The sequence below is a fragment of the Corynebacterium sp. HMSC076C10 genome (genome assembly GCF_001812455.1).
Lineage (GTDB): Bacteria > Actinomycetota > Actinomycetes > Mycobacteriales > Mycobacteriaceae > Corynebacterium > Corynebacterium jeikeium_D.
In genome coordinates this window covers 1-15,488 of record NZ_KV809145.1, presented here as the reverse complement: position 1 = coordinate 15,488, position 15,488 = coordinate 1, and the positions used below count along the sequence as shown (strand labels likewise).

Genomic DNA, 15,488 nt, shown 5'->3' with positions numbered 1-15,488 from the left:
AATGCCACGCAGCCTTAAGAAGGGCCCGTTCGTCGATGAGCACCTCCTCGCGAAGGTCGATGCACAGAACGAGAAGGGCACCAAGCAGGTCATTAAGACCTGGTCTCGCCGCTCCACGATTCTCCCCGATTTCATCGGCCACACCTTCGCCGTTCACGACGGTCGCAAGCACGTGCCGGTGTTCGTGGATGACTCTATGGTCGGCCACAAGCTGGGCGAATTCGCCCCGACCAAGACCTTCAAGGGTCACGTCAAGGATGACAAGAAGGGACGTCGATAAGCCATGAGCAACGACATTACTTCTGCACGCGCAACTGCGCGCTTCGTCCGCGTTACTCCGATGAAGGCACGTCGCGTCCTGGACACCGTTCGCGGTAAGTCCGTCGACGAGGCACTGAACATCCTGGAGTACGCTCCGCAGGGTGCTGCTGATCCGGTTGCCAAGGTTGTTGCGTCTGCAGCTGCAAACGCTGAGAACAACTTCGGTCTGGACCGTCGTACTCTGGTCATCTCCGAGGCTTACGCCAACGAGGGACCGACTATGAAGCGCTTCCGCCCGCGTGCGCAGGGCCGTGCTTTCCACGTCCGCAAGCGCACCAGCCACATCACCGTGGTCGTCGAGAGCCAGAAGGAAGGTGACCGATAGTGGGACAGAAGATCCATCCACACGGTCTTCGCCTCGGTATTTCCAGCGACTGGAAGTCCCGCTGGTACGCCGACAAGCAGTACGCTGACTACCTGGCCGAGGACATCAAGATCCGCGATCTGCTGTCCACCGGTCTTGAGCGCGCCGGCATCTCCGATGTCGTTATCGAGCGCACCCGTGACCGCGTGCGTGTGGACATCCACACCGCACGCCCGGGCATTGTTATCGGTCGTCGTGGCTCCGAGGCTGACCGCATCCGCGGCCAGCTCGAGAAGCTCACCGGCAAGCAGGTTCAGCTGAACATCCTCGAGGTCAAGAACATTGACGCGGATGCGAAGCTGGTTGCTCAGTCCATCGCTGAGCAGCTCGCCAACCGTGTCGCTTTCCGTCGTGCAATGCGCAAGGCTATCCAGTCTGCAATGCGTCAGCCGCACGTCAAGGGCATCAAGGTTGTCTGCTCCGGTCGTCTCGGCGGTGCCGAGATGGGCCGCACCGAGCGCTACCACGAGGGTCGCGTTCCGCTGCACACCCTGCGTGCGGAAATCGACTACGGCACCCACGAGGCTCACACCACCTTCGGCCGCATTGGCGTCAAGGTGTGGATCTACAAGGGTGACGTAATCGGTGGCCGTCGCGAGTCCGAGATCAACGCCGGCAACGACCGCCAGCGTCGCGGCAACGACCGCCCGCGTCGTGGTGGCAAGCGTCGTCAGCGTGCATCTGAGAAGAAGGAGGGCTAATTCATGCTCATCCCGAAGCGCGTTAAGTTCCGTCGCCAGCACCGCCCGACCCGTACTGGTATGTCCAAGGGTGGCAACAAGGTGACCTTCGGTGACTACGGCCTCCAGGCTCTCGAGCCGGCCTACATCACCAACCGTCAGATTGAGGCAGCGCGTATTGCCATCAACCGCCACGTCAAGCGTGGTGGTAAGGTCTGGATCCAGATTTTCCCGGACCGTCCGCTGACCCAGAAGCCACTGGGTGTTCGTATGGGTTCCGGTAAGGGCCCGGTCGAGAAGTGGATTGCAAACGTCAAGCCGGGTCGCATCATGTTCGAGATGTCCTACCCGGACGAGGCAACTGCTGTCGAGGCACTGAAGCGCGCAGGCGCTAAGCTGCCGATTAAGACCCGAATCGTTCGGAAGGAGGATCAGTACTGATGTCGAACGGCATTCCCGCCCACGAGCTCCGCTCGCTGGATAACGATGACCTGGTTGCCAAGCTCAAGGAGTCTAAGGAGGAGCTGTTCAACCTCCGTTTCCAGAGCGCTACCGGTCAGCTGACCAACAACCGCCGTCTCCGCACTGTCCGCAAGGATATCGCTCGCATTTACACCGTTATGCGTGAGCGCGAGCTCGGCCTGTCTGCTGCACCAACCGATGGTGATGCAGCATGAGTGAGGAAAACATGAACACCACCGAGGCTGGCGCACGCAAGGTGCGCACCGGTTACGTCGTGTCCGACAAGATGCAGAAGACCATCGTCGTCGAGCTCGAGGACCGCAAGCAGCACGCCCTGTACGGCAAGATCATGCGCACGAACTCTAAGGTCAAGGCGCACGACGAGAACGAAGAGGCTGGCGTGGGCGACCGCGTCCGCATCGAAGAGTGCCGTCCGCTCTCCAAGGACAAGCACTACCGCCTGATCGAGATCATCGAGAAGGCTAAGTAAGACCCGTCAGCTGAGCAATCAGCTCGGGCTTTACGACGAGAACCCCGCCGCGGGAAACACGGAAGTGTTTTCTGTGGCGGGGTTTGTTTTTTGAAAGCCATGTTTCTTCGTATTTCTAGTCCTCTTAGTCCAGGTTTGATGGGTTTTATCTCTGATAGCATTGGCGAGGATTTGTGCTTTGTGAGGGGAGAAGTTCGGTGACTACTGACGTGACCAGGATTGATGATCGAGATCTCGAGTCCGCGCTTCGCTCACATGACGTGGCTACGCTGTCGCGGCTCTTAACTGATATTGAACCCAAGGTTGCCGCTCGAAAGATGCGCCGCCTCAGCCATGAGGAACGTGCGCTGTTCTACCGCACACTCCCGAAAGACACGGCGGTTGAAACCTTCGATGAGCTGAACTCGGCTCTGCAGGCGCACCTGATTGACAGCCTCCGTGATCCTGAAGTCACCGCAGTTTTCGCGGACATGGAACCGGACGATCGAGCAGAGCTGCTCGACGAGCTGCCTGCGTCTGTCGCTGCAAAACTGCTCGCCGATCTGCCGGATGATGAGCGAGATCTGACCAACATCGTCCTCGGCTACCCCGACGGTTCCATTGGGCGTCGCATGAGCCCGGAGCTGGTGTCGCTTCACGACTATATGACGGTGGGGGAGGCTCTGGAGACCGTCTACAAGCATCTGGATGATGCCGAATCGATCTACACCCTGCCGGTGTCGGACCGGAAGCGTCGGCTGGTGGGCGTGATTAGTCTTCGTGAATTGATGCGCGCCAGCAGCGATATCCAGGTTGCGGCTATCTTGCGGAAGGCTGATTTCGCAGAAGCTACCGAACCCGAAGAGAAGGTAGCCCGCATGTGCGCTGATCATAAGCGTCTAGCTCTGCCGATTGTCGACAGCGAGCAGCGTGTTATCGGTCTGCTCACGGTGGACGACGCCCTCCGGATTCTGGAAGAGGCAGACTCCGAGGACCAAGCTCGTATTTCCGGTTCTGAGCCTCTGCGCTTGCCCTACCTCGCGACGCCCATTTTCGAGATTGTTCGCTCTCGTGTGGTGTGGCTGCTCGTGCTTGCTATCGGTGCAACATTGACCGTGCAAGTCCTGGAAACTTTCGAAGAGACTCTTTCTCAGATGGTGGTTCTCTCGGTATTCGTGCCGCTGCTGATCGGGACAGGTGGCAATACCGGTAACCAGGCAGCAACCACGATTACGCGTGCGTTGGCGCTGGGGGATGTCCAACCCCGCGATATATTCAAGGTCATTCTCCGCGAGGTGAGAGTCGGTGCCTTCCTCGGTTTATTGCTTGGTACTCTCGGCCTGCTATTGGCTGGCTTGGTTTACGGCTGGGACATCGGCCTAGTGATTGGTCTGACGCTGCTGGGTATTTGTACTCTCGCGGCAACTGTCGGTGGCATCATGCCGCTGATTGGTAAGAAGTTCGGCATTGACCCAGCCGTCTTCGCTAACCCGTTCATTACAACTCTCGTCGATGCCTCCGGTCTGATCATCTACTTCCTGATCGCTAAGTCAGTATTGGGAATCTAGTCCCGTCGCGCAGGGGACGTCGGCGGTATAGAAAAGAGACCAACTGCGCCATAATGGTGGCCATGAGCAATGGCACCCACAATCACCGCACTTGGAAAGAAATTATCGCCGCCGATCCGCAGCATTCCCGCCGGTACGCCAACCGGTGGCGGGGATTCGTGCGCGAGGGCCGCGATATTGACGGCGAGGCGCGGTTGGTGGATGCAATCGCGCCACGCCACGCTCGAATTCTGGATGCCGGCTGCGGGCAGGGGCGCGTCGGCGGCTACTTGGCGAAGGCTGGACACCAGATTGTCGGCGTCGATGTCGACCCCTATCTCATCGACGAGGCAAAGCGACAGTTCCCGGAGGCGACGTGGTTGGTCGGGGACTTGGCGCAGCTGCCGCACGTGCTTGACGACGGGCTGGAGAACACACCCCACGATGACACGGCATCCGCCTTCGACGTCATCATTTGCCCCGGCAATGTGCTGACTTTCGTAGCGGCAGAAGACCGCGCGAAGGTACTGCAGGGCTTCGCGGAGGTGCTGAATCCGGAGAACGGTCGTGCCATTATCGGCTTCGGCGCTGGCCGTGGTTGGGACTTTGCCGATTTTGAAACCACTGCGCAGGAGGCTGGGCTCACCGTGATTCAGCGTTATTCCACGTGGGATCTTCATCCCTTTGACGGTGAGTCTCAGTTCCTGGTTGCAGTGCTTGAGCGAGCTAAATCGAGCGGACTAAGTAGTGCCGCCTAGGAATCCTTGGCCAGCAATTCTTCAACCTCAAGCTTGGTCGGCGGCTGAGCTCCCTTACGGGAGACAGTAATGGCAGCCGCGGCGGCCGCATAGTGCAGAATCTCGCGCCACTGATCTGGTGATACTAAAGTCAGGTCAGCGACTGTTAGGCCACGCTCGTCGAACTGTGCCAACAGCGCGCCCATAATTGTGTCCCCAGCACCGATGGTGTCAACGACATTCGCGTTGACGGCTGGGACATCGATGCGGTTTCCGTCGGCAAGCAAAGTGAGCCCATCGCCACCTCGGGTGATGACAGCGGCCGGAACTTTAGTCAGCGCCTCTTCGCCAAGGAACTCGACTTCCTCGTCCGAGAGCTTCAACAAATTGACGTAGGGGAGCAAGCTCATGAGGAATTCGCGGTGTGCATCCGTTGCGTACATGGGGCGAATATTTGGATCCAAAGCGACCAGGGTGCCATTGGCCGCGAACTGTTTGAGCAATTCCGCGTATCGGCTGGCACCCGGTTCCAGCGCCAGCGACAGCGTGCCAAAACATGCGATATTCGCATCGATGAGCTTCGGCTCCACAAGTGGGGTGGCCGTGCCGTCGGTGTAAAAGGTGTACGTTGCAGAGCGATCGTCGTGGATGGTGGTTACCGCCAGAATGGTCGGCTCTGGGCCACGCTGAACGTAAGAGGTGTCGACCCCTTCGTTTTCCAAGTGCTTGACCAGCTCATTTCCGAAACCATCCGTCGACAGGCGGGACTGGAAAATAACATCCGCACCGAGGCGAGAGGCCGTAACCGCGACGTTGTAGGGGCCTCCGCCTAGCGCCGGCACGTGGTTATTGAGGCTGCCAGGAGATACCGGAACGAGGTCAACCAGACCTTCGCCGCAAACACAAATAGCCATGACTTCAATAATATCGGGGGGGGTATGACCTATCGGTCGAATTACCATCTGTCACCGCCACAGGGCCGACTGAATGACCCGAATGGACTTTTCGTGGACGGCGAGACGCTGCATGTGTTCTACCAGCATGATCCATGCTTTCCACATGCTCCGAAGAGAACAGGGTGGGGGCATGCGTCCGCTTCGCTCACGACGGCCGAGCGGTGGCGACATCACCCTGATGCGCTGTATCCGGACATGCCCTATGACAAGCATGGTTGTTATTCGGGCAGCGCGGTTGTTGATGGCGATGATGTGTGGCTCTTCTATACCGGCAATCTGAAGGCAGACGGGCGCCGCATTCCGTCGCAGAATCGGGTGCGCGCGCTTGCTCCCTCCGGCCCAGAGGGTGGGATTCATCTTGCCGATTCTGGTTATCTCATGGATTCTCGCAACGATTGAGAAGTTCTTCCATAAGCGTCTCAAGGGCACTGTCGACTTCATGCTGACACCACTGTTGACGTTGCTCATCACTGGTTTCATCACCTTTGCCGCCATTGGTCCAGTACTGCGCACTGCAGGTGAATGGCTGGGTATTGGTCTTGCAAATCTGTACGAATTCGCGGGACCTGTGGGTGGCTTCTTGTTCGGCTTGGTCTACTCGCCAATTGTCATTACTGGTCTGCACCAGTCCTTCTCACCAATCGAGTACATGCTGTGGGACCAGGGCGGCTCGTTCATTTTCGCGACGGCATCGATGGCCAATATTGTCCAAGGTGGTGCCGCACTGGCGGTGTACTTCCTGGCCAAGAGCGAGAAGCTCAAGGGTTTGGCAGGTGCGTCCGGTATGTCGGCACTATTCGGAATTACCGAGCCAGCCATCTTTGGTGTGAACCTACGTCTGCGCTGGCCGTTTTACATCGGCATGGGTGCCTCGGCCATTGCCTCAACCATGAAGGACGAGCCGAAGTCAGAAACTGCTGCGAAACCTGCTGTTACCGCAGAGAAGAAGTAAATCTGCATCTCTTCGACGGTGAATCGCAGTTCCTGGTTGCAGCGCCTAAGGGGGGGGTAGGGCGCTGTGACCGTCGTAAAGCGGTTGCGATTCCGCGTCAGCCTGTCGTTATTCTTTTATGCGAATAACTGCAATTAACGGCACGCAGGGAAAGGCTTCGGCGGTGACGCTATACGAAACGCTGGATACGGCTGGCGACAAGAAACAGGAACTGTTGACGCAGGACTACGGACGATTTGCCGTGCGAGCGGTCCTGGCGGGTATGTACCTGACGCTCGGGACGGCCTTTGCAGCGGTCGCTGGACAAGTGGCAGAGGGCGTCGCGCCGGGGACTGGGGGACTGGTCTTTGCGTGCCTATTCGGGCTTGGGCTGTTCGCCATTGTGGTGCTCGGTGCAGAGCTGGCGACTGGCAGCATGATGTTTGTGTCCTGGTCCGCCGCACGCGGACGCATGGCGTGGGGAGTGGCCTTTCGAATGGTGGCCGTCGCTACGTTCTACAACTTCATCGGTGCGGCGATTGTGGCGCTGGTGCTCAGCCAGAGCGCCAAGCTCGGTGGGATTGATGACACACATCTGATTTCCACCTTGACTGAGGGGAAGCTGGCCAAGCCGTTCTTCGGCGCTTTCGTAGAGGCCATGGGTGCGAACTTCGTGGTCAATATGGCTGTCCTAGGTGCACTTCAAGCCAAGGAAATCATTTCGAAGTTCGTTGTGATTCTGCCGATTATTGCAGTGTTCGTTGGGCTTGGACTCGAGCACGTGATTGCGAACTTCTCGTTGTTTTCCTTGGCCTTTTTCGCTGATCCGCATCCTGCAGCCTTCGATGGTCTGCACATAACTGTTAACTGGGTGGCCGTGTGGCTGGGCAACTTCGTAGGTGGTGGCCTGGGGATCGGCGCGGTCTACGCCTGGTTGAACCAGACGAAGACCAGCTATGTTGACTAGGTTTTGAGTTTCGCTGTGCGTTAACCGGGCACCTATTTGACGGTCTAACCGACAGCCTGCCCGAAGAGCAGACCGACGAAGTAGGAAACAATCAAACCGAGCGCACCACCAATTACCAGGCGCAGAGCAGCCTTGCCGGAGTGCGTGGAGCTGAGCTTGGCGCTGATGTAGCCGGTTAGAGCCAGAGTCACGATGGTGACAACAGTGACTGCGATTGCGCCAGAAGTGGGGCCGGTGAAAACCAGTGCCGCAATCATCGGCAGGATGGCGCCGAGTAGGAACGACAGTGCCGAAGAACCGGCAGCAGCCCAGGGGTTGGTAAGTTCCTCACCGTCAATGCCCAATTCCAGCTTTAGGTGAGCCGCCAGCGGATCGCTTTGTGCGATGCCGTGGGCAGCATCTTCGGCGATATGTTCTGGGATGCCGTAGCTAGAGAGAATCCCCACGAGCTCTTTATGCTCTTCATCTGGAAAGTCTTTAAGCTCGGCCTTTTCTTTGGCAATCAGTGCCCGCTCAGTATCGCGCTGGGTTGAAACCGAGACGTATTCACCCAGGGCCATCGAGATAGCCCCAGCGATAACGGCCGCGGCGCCAGCAGTCAGAATGGCTTCGCGAGAGGAACCTGCTGCAATCACGCTGAGCAAGATTAGAGCAGTGGAGACGATACCGTCGTTGGCTCCGAGGACTCCGGCGCGAAGCCAGTTGAGCTTCGCCGACTCAGATGCCTTATGTGGTTCATGAGGATGTGCATGCGTGGTCATGGCAGGACCTTTCTCCCATGTCAGCCCCATGCCTACGGGTGGTACGAGGCCGCACCATCGATTTAATGCCGATTCGGGCACATTCTCAACCAGTGAAGTGAAACGCGGGGAGTCCTCTCGCTCGTAGCTCTTATGTCAGTCGGTGTGAGCGTTTGTGGAGGTCGGCGCGCGTCAATGTCAACACCGCGGTCAGTGCAATCAATGCACAGGTCAACATCGAAATAGCCATCGAGAGGGGCAGATTGGAACCAAGCCCCACCAACGGGGAAACCGTGGCGGCCGCGAGGAACTGTGTGAAGCCCATGAGACCGGAACCTGAGCCAATTCCGATATCTCGAACCTCCTCAATTCCGAGTGCCGTGGCATTGGCGAAGATTAGCGGCATCATCGGTACCGTAATGAACAGCAACAGCCAAGTAGTGAAGAAAGTAATCCCGACGGTGGCATTAATAATCAGGCCTATCGACGTCACGAGCATGACCGTAAGGGCAATTAAAATGCCCTTGCGGGGATGAAGCCGGTTGATCATCTTGCCGTTGAGGATTGACACAAATGTCAACATCGCTGCATTGGATGCGAATACGAGAGAAAACTGAGTAGGGGTGAGCCCCAGCAGCTCCTGGAAGATAAAGGGTGACGCAGCGATGTACGAAAACATCACCGAGAAGCCACCAGCGAAAGCCAACAAGTAGCCGACAAATACTGGCCGCCGCAGCAGCCGGCCAATATTGGGTAGGAGATTGCGCAGAGCACCTGTGGAGCGTCGCTCAGGCGGCAGAGTTTCCGGAACCATCAGAACCACAATCGCGACCATGGCGACGTTGATGGCTGCGAGAAACCAGAACACGCTGCGCCAGCCGAATGCGGGGCCTAGAAAACCGCCCACAAGGGGAGCGATTGCCGGGGCGATGGAGGAAATGCCCATCAGCGTGGAGAAAGCTCTCGCTGATGCCTTGCCCGTCAAGAGGTCTGGTACTACAGAACGAGCCAGAACAACTGTGGAGCCACCAGCTAACCCCTGGAACAGGCGCATTGCAATAAGCGTGCCAATATTCGGTGCTACTGCACAGAGGATTGACGAGCTCAAGAACACCAAAGTCGCAATGAGAAGCAGCTTCTTGCGGCCCAAACTATCGGAGAGAGCGCCAATGACGAGCTGTCCAGCAGCCATGCCAATCATGAAGGTTGTCAGCGTGAGCTGAACCATCGACTCGGTCGTGGAGAACTCGCGTGCAATCTCCACGAAGGATGCCAGATATGTATCTGCGCCGAACGGGGCGGCGGCGGATAACAAGGCCAACCCGGCAAGTAGCGATACCGGTAGAGTCTGTGCTGGCTTTGTCTGAGCACTCTCGGAATGTTGATTTGTCACTGTCTCAGTATAGGGTTGCCGCAGAAGGCATAAACCATGTTGGGGGCATGAAAATAAGGGATTTTGTTGTCCCGCACGAACGTGCCATAATACACAGGTTGCGCGAAGTGACTGCGTGCTGCTCTCAACGGTCTAGAACCGTAGTAAGCACGAGGTCAAAGCGATAGGAAAGCTACCTCTAGCAGGTGCTTCCGTCGTAAAGCGTAAACGCAAGACATAAAGACCGCGTGCGTTTAGGACGGAAATCTGACGCACAATGCAACCAGGTCAGGAGAAACGCAGTGATTCAGCAGGAATCCCGTCTGCGCGTTGCCGACAACACTGGTGCACGTGAAATTCTGTGCATCCGCGTTCTCGGTGGCTCGACCCGACGCTTCGCTGGCATTGGCGACACCATTGTCGCAACTGTCAAGGAAGCTACTCCGGGCGGCAACGTCAAGGCAGGCGAAATTGTTAAGGCAGTTATCGTCCGTGCGAAGAAGGAGACCCGTCGTCCGGATGGCTCCTACATCTCGTTCGACGAGAATGCAGCTGTCATCATCAAGGCCGACGGTGAGCCAAAGGGCACCCGTATTTTCGGCCCGGTCGCGCGTGAGCTGCGTGACAAGAAGTTCATGAAGATTGTCTCGCTCGCACCGGAGGTGATTTAAGTGAAGATCCGTAAGGGCGATACCGTGCTGGTTATCTCCGGTCCGGACAAGGGTGCTCAGGGCAAGGTCATCGAGGCCTACCCGAAGCGCGACAAGGTCCTGGTCGAGGGCGTTAACCGTATCAAGAAGCACGTTGCAAACTCCGCTGCGGAGCGCGGCGCTTCCTCGGGTGGCATTGTCACTCAGGAAGCTCCGATTCACGTGTCGAACGTCATGCTGGTCGACGAAGATGGTACCCCGACTCGCGTCGGTTACCGCTTCGATGAGGACGGCAAGAAGGTTCGCATCTCCCGCCGTACCGGGAAGGACATCTAAGCATGAGCGAAAATTACACCCCTCGTCTGAAGGCCCGTTACCGCGATGAGATTCGCGGCAAGATGCAGGAAGAGTTCTCCTACGAGAACGTCATGCAGATTCCGGGCGTCACCAAGGTCGTCGTCAACATGGGCGTCGGCGCTGCTGCTCAGGACAAGAAGCAGATCAACGGTGCTATCAACGACCTGACTCTGATTACCGGTCAGAAGCCGGAGACCCGTCGTGCTCGCAAGTCGATCGCTAACTTCAAGCTCCGTGAAGGCGATGCCATCGGCGCTCGCGTCACCCTGCGTGGCGACCGTATGTGGGAGTTCCTGGATCGTCTGCTGACCGTGGCTCTGCCGCGAATCCGCGACTTCCGCGGTCTGTCTGATCAGCAGTTCGATGGTCACGGTAACTACACCTTCGGCCTGTCTGAGCAGACCATGTTCTACGAGATCGACGTTGACAAGATCGACCGCCCGCGCGGTATGGACATCACCGTCGTGACCACCGCTACCAACAACGAGGAAGGCCGCGCGCTGCTGCGCGAGCTGGGCTTCCCGTTCAAGAAGTAGTTTTGCCTCTTCGGTAGCTTTTGCCTGAAGTCCCGGATGCCGCTTGGCCTCCGGGGCTTTTTGCTGCTCTGTTAACTGCTTATGTTCGTGGGGGAGTGAGGTCGCTGTGCGGGGCCTGCGTAAAAGTTACCAGTGTTGCTGGTGGGAAAGTTGACCCTTTTTGGGGGTTGGAAATTAGTAAAGCCACAAGGTTTCTCAGTTGAAAGTTAGGCGTTTGTGATGATTTCGTTGTAAACTGCCATTCGTCATAGTGACGGCCGCCAAAATGCATTGTGGTCGTTATCAATTTGGGCAAGACTTAAGTGACTTCAGCTTCTGTGTGATTGAGCCAGTGGTTCTACACAGAGCGGTTCTTAAGTTAAAACGCAAAGGGATTAACTACATGAAGAACTTCTCCGTGGCCGTCCGCTCGGCTGCTATTGCAACTGTTGCGGCTCTGGGTCTGAGCTTGGGTGCAGGTGCTGCCAACGCACAGCCGGCACTGCCGGAAATGCCGAACATTCCGATTCCGGGTATCGGCGACACCGGCCCGAAGGGCGTCAAGCAGATCGTCACCTTCGGTGACTCCTTCACCGCTAATGCCGGTAAGGGTGGCCCGCGTGGCCTGGCGCCGGGGCAGAACGTACTGGTCGCCAACTGCGCTACCGACATGGAAAACTGGCCGAAGATCGCAGCTACGAAGCTGAACAAGTCCCTGGGTGACTGGTCCTGTAACGGTCTTGGCGGCTTCCCGGGTCAGCTCCTCGCATACCTGGAGGCTTCCATCCAGTACGGCGACATCGGAGAGGGCACCGAGAAGGTTGTCCTGATGTACGGCGGCATGGACTGGGTCCAGTGGGTTGACGTGGCAGGCGAGCTTGTCGCAAAGCCGGATCCGCAGGCTCCTTCCGCGTTCAAGCAGACGCTGCGTCAGTTCACTGACCGCGTCCACCAGGTTGCCCCGGGCGCTCAGGTCGTCCTGGCGTCGTACCCTGAGTACGCCACTGATGACCAGCTGTGCCTGGTGAACACCCCGAACCAGACCTTCCCGATCCCGGCACCGGGTGGCAGCGAGATCCAGGGTGCATTCCGTGACAGCATTCGCTCCGCATCTCAGCACGTAGGTGCCGGCTTCATTGACGTCTACGAGGCAACCCTCGGCCACGGTACCTGCAACCCGAACCCGGATGAGCGCTTCGTCGCCGGTTTCGCAGACCCGGTGATGGGCCCGATGACCAACCACCCGACGGTGGCTGGCGAAAAGGCAATGGGTAACATCATCGCCGACCAGCTCTACTAATTTCCTTTCGCCGGCACCATGTCGGCTAGGAATTGAGTTCCACCGCTAGTTGGTGGGGCTTCACGCCGTGAGCGGACTAACGTCCGTCCGCGGCGTTTTTGCATTTCGGCCGGTATTTGTTAGTATCACCAGGTCTGCCCTCTATAAGAGGTGCGGCAGTAAAAATGTAAGAACTTTGCTGTAGGCCCCTCGCCTCGCATCGTCTCTGGTGTCACCTGGGTGGCGAGCTGACTCGGCTATTGAACCGAGTTGGCGAACAGTAGCCCTTAAATCGCCGGAATCACGATATTGGTAATCACTCCAACTTAAGCTTTCGCCGTGTGACAGTTGCTGTTTGCGCGGTCATTGGAGTTAGCCACGAGGTGGGAAGGAACCGCAGCGAGAAAGGAAGCGGTCACTAACCATGACCATGACTGACCCAATCGCCGACATGCTGTCGCGCGTGCGCAACGCTAACAACGCGTACCACGACTCTGTCTCGATGCCGTCGTCCAAGCTGAAGGCTAACATCGCCGAGATCCTCAAGTCTGAGGGTTACATTGCGGACTACGCAGTCGAGGATGCCAAGGTCGGCAAGACCCTGACCCTGAACCTGAAGTACGGTCCGTCCCGCGAGCGTTCGATCGCTGGCGTGCGTCGCGTCTCCAAGCCGGGTCTGCGTGTTTACGCAAAGTCCACTAACCTGCCGAAGGTCCTCGGTGGCCTGGGCGTGGCTATCATCTCCACGTCTCAGGGCCTGCTGACTGACCGTCAGGCTTACGAGAAGAAGGTTGGCGGGGAAGTCCTCGCTTACGTCTGGTAAAGGGGGAACTACACAATGTCTCGTATTGGTAAGAACCCTGTCGTTGTCCCGGCAAACGTTACTGCCCAGGTCAACGGCCAGGACGTTTCCGTCAAGGGTCCGAAGGGCGAGCTGTCTGTCTCTATCCCGGCTCCAATTACCGTTGAGCTGAAGGACAATGAGATTGTGGTCAACCGCCCGGATGACCACCGCAAGAGCCGCTCCCTGCACGGCCTGTCCCGTTCGCTGATTAACAATATGGTTGTCGGTGTGACCGAGGGCTACACCATCAAGATGGAAATCTTCGGTGTCGGTTACCGTGTCGCCAAGAAGGGCAAGGACCTCGAGTTCTCCCTGGGCTACTCGCACCCAGTCCTGATCGAAGCACCGGAAGGTATCACCTTCGACGTCGACGGCACCACCAAGCTGTCGATCACAGGTATTGATAAGCAGCAGGTCGGACAGCTCGCAGCTAACATCCGTCGTCTGCGTAAGGATGATCCTTACAAGGGCAAGGGCATTCGTTACGATGGCGAGCAGATCCGTCGCAAGATCGGAAAGACGGGTAAGTAATGAGCAACACCAACGAAAAGCGCCTCCCGGTAGGCAAGGACATCTCGACTCGTCGTCGTGTCGCCCGTGCCCGCCGTCACGCACGCTTGCGCAAGAACGTCCGCGGCACCTCCGAGGCACCGCGCCTCGTCGTGCACCGCTCTTCCCGCCACATCACCGCTCAGGTTATCGACGACTCCATCGGTCGTACCCTGGCAGCTGCTTCCACTCTGGACGCAGATCTCCGTGGCTTCGAGGGCGACAAGAAGGCCAAGAGCGCCAAGGTCGGCGAGTTGATTGCTGCTCGCGCTAAGGATGCTGGCATCGAGAAGGTCGTTTTCGACCGCGGTGGCTACCAGTACCACGGCCGCGTTGCTGCTCTGGCCGAGGCTGCCCGTGAAGGTGGTCTGAAGTTCTAATGCGCACTTACAAGTCCAACGGAAGGAATGCGTGATGTCGGAACGCGATAAGCGCGAAGGCGGACGTAACTCCGCTGACAACAAGAACAACAACCGTCGTGGTGGTCGCGGTAACGACCGTCGCCAGCAGGACGAGCGTTCGCAGTACATCGAGCGCGTAGTAACTATCAACCGAGTTTCCAAGGTCGTCAAGGGTGGTCGTCGCTTCAGCTTCACCGCTCTGGTCATCGTCGGTGACGGCGAGGGCATGGTCGGCGTCGGCTACGGCAAGGCCAAGGAAGTACCGGCAGCTATCCAGAAGGGTGCTGAAGAGGCTCGTAAGAACTTCTTCCGCGTCCCGATGATTGCTGGCACCATTACCCACCCGGTTCAGGGTGAGACCGCTGCTGGCATCGTCCTGCTGCGCCCGGCTGCTCCGGGTACCGGTCTGATTGCCGGCGGCGCTGTCCGCCCGGTTCTCGAGTGCGCCGGTGTTCAGGATGTTCTGTCCAAGTCGCTGGGTACCAACAACTCCATCAACGTTGTTCACGCAACCGTTGATGCCCTCAAGCAGCTGGTTCGCCCTGAAGAGGTCGCCGCACGTCGTGGCAAGTCTCTCGAAGAGGTCACCCCAGCACGTATGCTGCGCGCACGCGCAGGTCAGGGAGCGTGATTTCCATGGCACTGAAGATTACCCAGGTCCGTGGTACCGCTGGTACCAAGCAGAACCAGAAGGATTCGCTGCGCACCCTCGGCCTGAAGCGCATCAACGATTCCGCCGTTCGCCCGGATACTCCGGCTGTGCGCGGTCTCGTGAACGTTGTGCGTCACCTGGTCGAGGTTGAAGAAGTAGCGGGGGAGTAGGTAAACCATGAGCGAACCAATTAAGCTCCACGACTTGGCCCCGGCTCCGGGTGCTAAGAAGAAGAAGACTCGCGTCGGCCGTGGTGAGGCTTCCAAGGGTAAGACCGCTGGTCGCGGCACCAAGGGCACCAAGGCCCGCAAGCAGGTTTCGGCAGCATTCGAGGGTGGCCAGATGCCACTTCACATGCGTCTGCCGAAGTTGAAGGGCTTCAAGAACCCGGCGAAGGTCACCTTCCAGGTGGTCAACGTTTCGGATCTGGAGCGTCTGTTCCCGAACGGTGGCGACGTCACCATCGCCGACCTGGTTGCAAAGGGCGCTGTCCGCGCTAACCAGCCGGTGAAGGTCCTCGGCGACGGCGACATCAACGTCTCCGTCAACGTCACCGCAACCAAGTTCTCGGGCTCCGCAAAGTCCAAGATCGAGGCTGCAGGCGGCTCTGTCACTGAGGCCTAAAGCATTTAAGCTTTAACAAAAGAGCTCTTAACCCAAGTGAACTAGCCCCCGAAAGTTGGACTGGTTTAACT

22 protein-coding genes and 2 pseudogenes are annotated in these 15,488 nt (G+C 58.0%); 21 read left to right on the top strand and 3 right to left on the bottom strand.

The genetic code is table 11. The features are described 5' to 3' along the window. Position 1: 1 nt before the first annotated feature. The 8 genes from rpsS to HMPREF2857_RS07360 all read left to right on the top strand — a co-directional run bounded on the left by rpsS (position 2) and on the right by HMPREF2857_RS07360 (position 4,601). A complete protein-coding gene (rpsS, locus tag HMPREF2857_RS07395; RefSeq protein WP_005509882.1) occupies positions 2 to 280 on the top strand; it encodes a 30S ribosomal protein S19 in 279 nt (92 codons plus the stop codon). A 3-nt stretch (positions 281 to 283) separates the two neighbouring features. After that, positions 284 to 646, top strand: coding sequence for a 50S ribosomal protein L22 (rplV, locus tag HMPREF2857_RS07390; RefSeq protein WP_005509775.1), 363 nt, complete (start codon positions 284 to 286; stop codon positions 644 to 646). Continuing rightward, positions 646 to 1,386 (top strand): 30S ribosomal protein S3, encoded by a 741-nt coding sequence (gene rpsC, locus HMPREF2857_RS07385; RefSeq protein WP_016422058.1) that lies wholly within the window; start codon positions 646 to 648, stop codon positions 1,384 to 1,386. Before rplV ends, rpsC begins: the two co-directional genes overlap by 1 nt. Positions 1,387 to 1,389: 3 nt before the next feature. Continuing rightward, on the top strand, positions 1,390 to 1,806 hold the full coding sequence (rplP, locus tag HMPREF2857_RS07380; protein ID WP_070603546.1) for a 50S ribosomal protein L16: 417 nt from the start codon (positions 1,390 to 1,392) through the stop codon (positions 1,804 to 1,806). Next, positions 1,806 to 2,042, top strand: a complete 237-nt coding sequence (gene rpmC, locus HMPREF2857_RS07375; protein WP_005509851.1) for a 50S ribosomal protein L29 — start codon at positions 1,806 to 1,808, stop codon at positions 2,040 to 2,042. The genes rplP and rpmC overlap by 1 nt, the downstream gene beginning before the upstream one ends. Beyond that, entirely contained in the window at positions 2,039 to 2,317 is a 279-nt protein-coding gene (gene rpsQ, locus HMPREF2857_RS07370) for a 30S ribosomal protein S17 (protein WP_042388398.1), read from the top strand. The genes rpmC and rpsQ overlap by 4 nt, the downstream gene beginning before the upstream one ends. A 197-nt stretch (positions 2,318 to 2,514) precedes the next feature. Beyond that, the gene (gene mgtE / locus HMPREF2857_RS07365; protein WP_070643387.1) at positions 2,515 to 3,864 is read left to right on the top strand and encodes a magnesium transporter; all 1,350 of its coding nucleotides are present in this window, start codon (positions 2,515 to 2,517) and stop codon (positions 3,862 to 3,864) included. A gap of 53 nt (positions 3,865 to 3,917) precedes the next feature. Further along, positions 3,918 to 4,601 (top strand): class I SAM-dependent methyltransferase, encoded by a 684-nt coding sequence (locus HMPREF2857_RS07360; protein WP_083310535.1) that lies wholly within the window; start codon positions 3,918 to 3,920, stop codon positions 4,599 to 4,601. Here the strand turns inward: HMPREF2857_RS07360 and HMPREF2857_RS07355 are convergent. Beyond that, positions 4,598 to 5,494: a carbohydrate kinase family protein gene (locus tag HMPREF2857_RS07355; RefSeq protein WP_070643383.1), complete on the bottom strand. Its 897-nt coding sequence runs from the start codon at positions 5,492 to 5,494 to the stop codon at positions 4,598 to 4,600. The two genes, HMPREF2857_RS07360 and HMPREF2857_RS07355, sit on opposite strands and share 4 nt — an antisense overlap. 24 nt (positions 5,495 to 5,518) lie before the next feature. Here HMPREF2857_RS07355 and HMPREF2857_RS10955 point away from each other — a divergent pair. The 3 genes and pseudogenes from HMPREF2857_RS10955 to HMPREF2857_RS07340 form a co-directional block, all read left to right on the top strand. Continuing rightward, positions 5,519 to 5,902: pseudogene (locus HMPREF2857_RS10955) on the top strand (glycoside hydrolase family 32 protein); the annotation flags it as partial. Continuing rightward, positions 5,886 to 6,428 (top strand): annotated as a pseudogene (locus tag HMPREF2857_RS07345) (PTS transporter subunit EIIC); the annotation flags it as partial. The pseudogenes HMPREF2857_RS10955 and HMPREF2857_RS07345, both read left to right, overlap by 17 nt. Positions 6,429 to 6,651: 223 nt before the next feature. Next, on the top strand, positions 6,652 to 7,434 hold the full coding sequence (locus HMPREF2857_RS07340) for a formate/nitrite transporter family protein (RefSeq protein WP_070438090.1): 783 nt from the start codon (positions 6,652 to 6,654) through the stop codon (positions 7,432 to 7,434). A 44-nt stretch (positions 7,435 to 7,478) separates the two neighbouring features. Here the strand turns inward: HMPREF2857_RS07340 and HMPREF2857_RS07335 are convergent, their stop codons facing one another. After that, positions 7,479 to 8,195 (bottom strand): VIT1/CCC1 transporter family protein, encoded by a 717-nt coding sequence (locus HMPREF2857_RS07335; RefSeq protein WP_049170007.1) that lies wholly within the window; start codon positions 8,193 to 8,195, stop codon positions 7,479 to 7,481. Between the two features lie 130 nt (positions 8,196 to 8,325). Next, positions 8,326 to 9,567, bottom strand: coding sequence for a multidrug effflux MFS transporter (locus HMPREF2857_RS07330; RefSeq protein ID WP_070643375.1), 1,242 nt, complete (start codon positions 9,565 to 9,567; stop codon positions 8,326 to 8,328). Positions 9,568 to 9,848: 281 nt separating this feature from the next. On the opposite strand from HMPREF2857_RS07330, the gene rplN reads away from it, so the two are divergent. The 10 genes from rplN (at position 9,849) to rplO (ending at position 15,417) form a co-directional block, all read left to right on the top strand. After that, a complete protein-coding gene (gene rplN, locus HMPREF2857_RS07325; RefSeq protein WP_016422069.1) occupies positions 9,849 to 10,217 on the top strand; it encodes a 50S ribosomal protein L14 in 369 nt (122 codons plus the stop codon). Further along, positions 10,218 to 10,532: a 50S ribosomal protein L24 gene (rplX, locus tag HMPREF2857_RS07320; RefSeq protein WP_005509963.1), complete on the top strand. Its 315-nt coding sequence runs from the start codon at positions 10,218 to 10,220 to the stop codon at positions 10,530 to 10,532. Positions 10,533 to 10,534: 2 nt separating this feature from the next. Next, complete coding sequence (gene rplE / locus HMPREF2857_RS07315) at positions 10,535 to 11,089, top strand: 50S ribosomal protein L5 (protein ID WP_005509901.1); 555 nt, start codon at positions 10,535 to 10,537, stop codon at positions 11,087 to 11,089. 382 nt (positions 11,090 to 11,471) lie between these two features. Next, entirely contained in the window at positions 11,472 to 12,368 is an 897-nt protein-coding gene (locus HMPREF2857_RS07310; RefSeq protein ID WP_070438096.1) for a GDSL-type esterase/lipase family protein, read from the top strand. 403 nt (positions 12,369 to 12,771) lie between these two features. After that, positions 12,772 to 13,170, top strand: a complete 399-nt coding sequence (gene rpsH, locus HMPREF2857_RS07305; RefSeq protein WP_005509822.1) for a 30S ribosomal protein S8 — start codon at positions 12,772 to 12,774, stop codon at positions 13,168 to 13,170. 15 nt (positions 13,171 to 13,185) lie between these two features. Beyond that, on the top strand, positions 13,186 to 13,722 hold the full coding sequence (rplF, locus tag HMPREF2857_RS07300; protein ID WP_005509895.1) for a 50S ribosomal protein L6: 537 nt from the start codon (positions 13,186 to 13,188) through the stop codon (positions 13,720 to 13,722). Next, complete coding sequence (rplR, locus tag HMPREF2857_RS07295; protein WP_005510009.1) at positions 13,722 to 14,120, top strand: 50S ribosomal protein L18; 399 nt, start codon at positions 13,722 to 13,724, stop codon at positions 14,118 to 14,120. The genes rplF and rplR overlap by 1 nt, the downstream gene beginning before the upstream one ends. A 34-nt stretch (positions 14,121 to 14,154) precedes the next feature. Continuing rightward, the gene (gene rpsE, locus HMPREF2857_RS07290; RefSeq protein ID WP_005510059.1) at positions 14,155 to 14,772 is read left to right on the top strand and encodes a 30S ribosomal protein S5; all 618 of its coding nucleotides are present in this window, start codon (positions 14,155 to 14,157) and stop codon (positions 14,770 to 14,772) included. A gap of 5 nt (positions 14,773 to 14,777) precedes the next feature. Then, positions 14,778 to 14,963, top strand: coding sequence for a 50S ribosomal protein L30 (gene rpmD, locus HMPREF2857_RS07285; RefSeq protein WP_005509843.1), 186 nt, complete (start codon positions 14,778 to 14,780; stop codon positions 14,961 to 14,963). A 7-nt stretch (positions 14,964 to 14,970) separates the two neighbouring features. Continuing rightward, positions 14,971 to 15,417 carry a 50S ribosomal protein L15 gene (gene rplO, locus HMPREF2857_RS07280; protein WP_016422071.1) on the top strand — a complete coding sequence of 149 codons (447 nt, stop codon included), beginning with the start codon at positions 14,971 to 14,973 and terminating at the stop codon, positions 15,415 to 15,417. Positions 15,418 to 15,488 lie beyond the last annotated feature (71 nt).

Excerpts from the sequence above, each read along its gene's own strand:
- rpsS (WP_005509882.1), top strand. The coding sequence starts at position 2 with ATGCCACGCAGCCTTAAGAAGGGCCCGTTCGTCGATGAGCACCTCCTC.
- rplV (WP_005509775.1), top strand. The coding sequence starts at position 284 with ATGAGCAACGACATTACTTCTGCACGCGCAACTGCGCGCTTCGTCCGC.
- rplP (WP_070603546.1), top strand. The coding sequence starts at position 1,390 with ATGCTCATCCCGAAGCGCGTTAAGTTCCGTCGCCAGCACCGCCCGACC.
- rpmC (WP_005509851.1), top strand. The coding sequence starts at position 1,806 with ATGTCGAACGGCATTCCCGCCCACGAGCTCCGCTCGCTGGATAACGAT.
- rpsQ (WP_042388398.1), top strand. The coding sequence starts at position 2,039 with ATGAGTGAGGAAAACATGAACACCACCGAGGCTGGCGCACGCAAGGTG.
- HMPREF2857_RS07360 (WP_083310535.1), top strand. The coding sequence starts at position 3,918 with ATGGTGGCCATGAGCAATGGCACCCACAATCACCGCACTTGGAAAGAA.
- HMPREF2857_RS07355 (WP_070643383.1), bottom strand. The coding sequence starts at position 5,494 with ATGGCTATTTGTGTTTGCGGCGAAGGTCTGGTTGACCTCGTTCCGGTA.
- HMPREF2857_RS07335 (WP_049170007.1), bottom strand. The coding sequence starts at position 8,195 with ATGACCACGCATGCACATCCTCATGAACCACATAAGGCATCTGAGTCG.
- rplE (WP_005509901.1), top strand. The coding sequence starts at position 10,535 with ATGAGCGAAAATTACACCCCTCGTCTGAAGGCCCGTTACCGCGATGAG.
- HMPREF2857_RS07310 (WP_070438096.1), top strand. The coding sequence starts at position 11,472 with ATGAAGAACTTCTCCGTGGCCGTCCGCTCGGCTGCTATTGCAACTGTT.
- rpsH (WP_005509822.1), top strand. The coding sequence starts at position 12,772 with ATGACCATGACTGACCCAATCGCCGACATGCTGTCGCGCGTGCGCAAC.
- rplF (WP_005509895.1), top strand. The coding sequence starts at position 13,186 with ATGTCTCGTATTGGTAAGAACCCTGTCGTTGTCCCGGCAAACGTTACT.
- rplR (WP_005510009.1), top strand. The coding sequence starts at position 13,722 with ATGAGCAACACCAACGAAAAGCGCCTCCCGGTAGGCAAGGACATCTCG.
- rpsE (WP_005510059.1), top strand. The coding sequence starts at position 14,155 with ATGTCGGAACGCGATAAGCGCGAAGGCGGACGTAACTCCGCTGACAAC.
- rpmD (WP_005509843.1), top strand. The coding sequence starts at position 14,778 with ATGGCACTGAAGATTACCCAGGTCCGTGGTACCGCTGGTACCAAGCAG.
- rplO (WP_016422071.1), top strand. The coding sequence starts at position 14,971 with ATGAGCGAACCAATTAAGCTCCACGACTTGGCCCCGGCTCCGGGTGCT.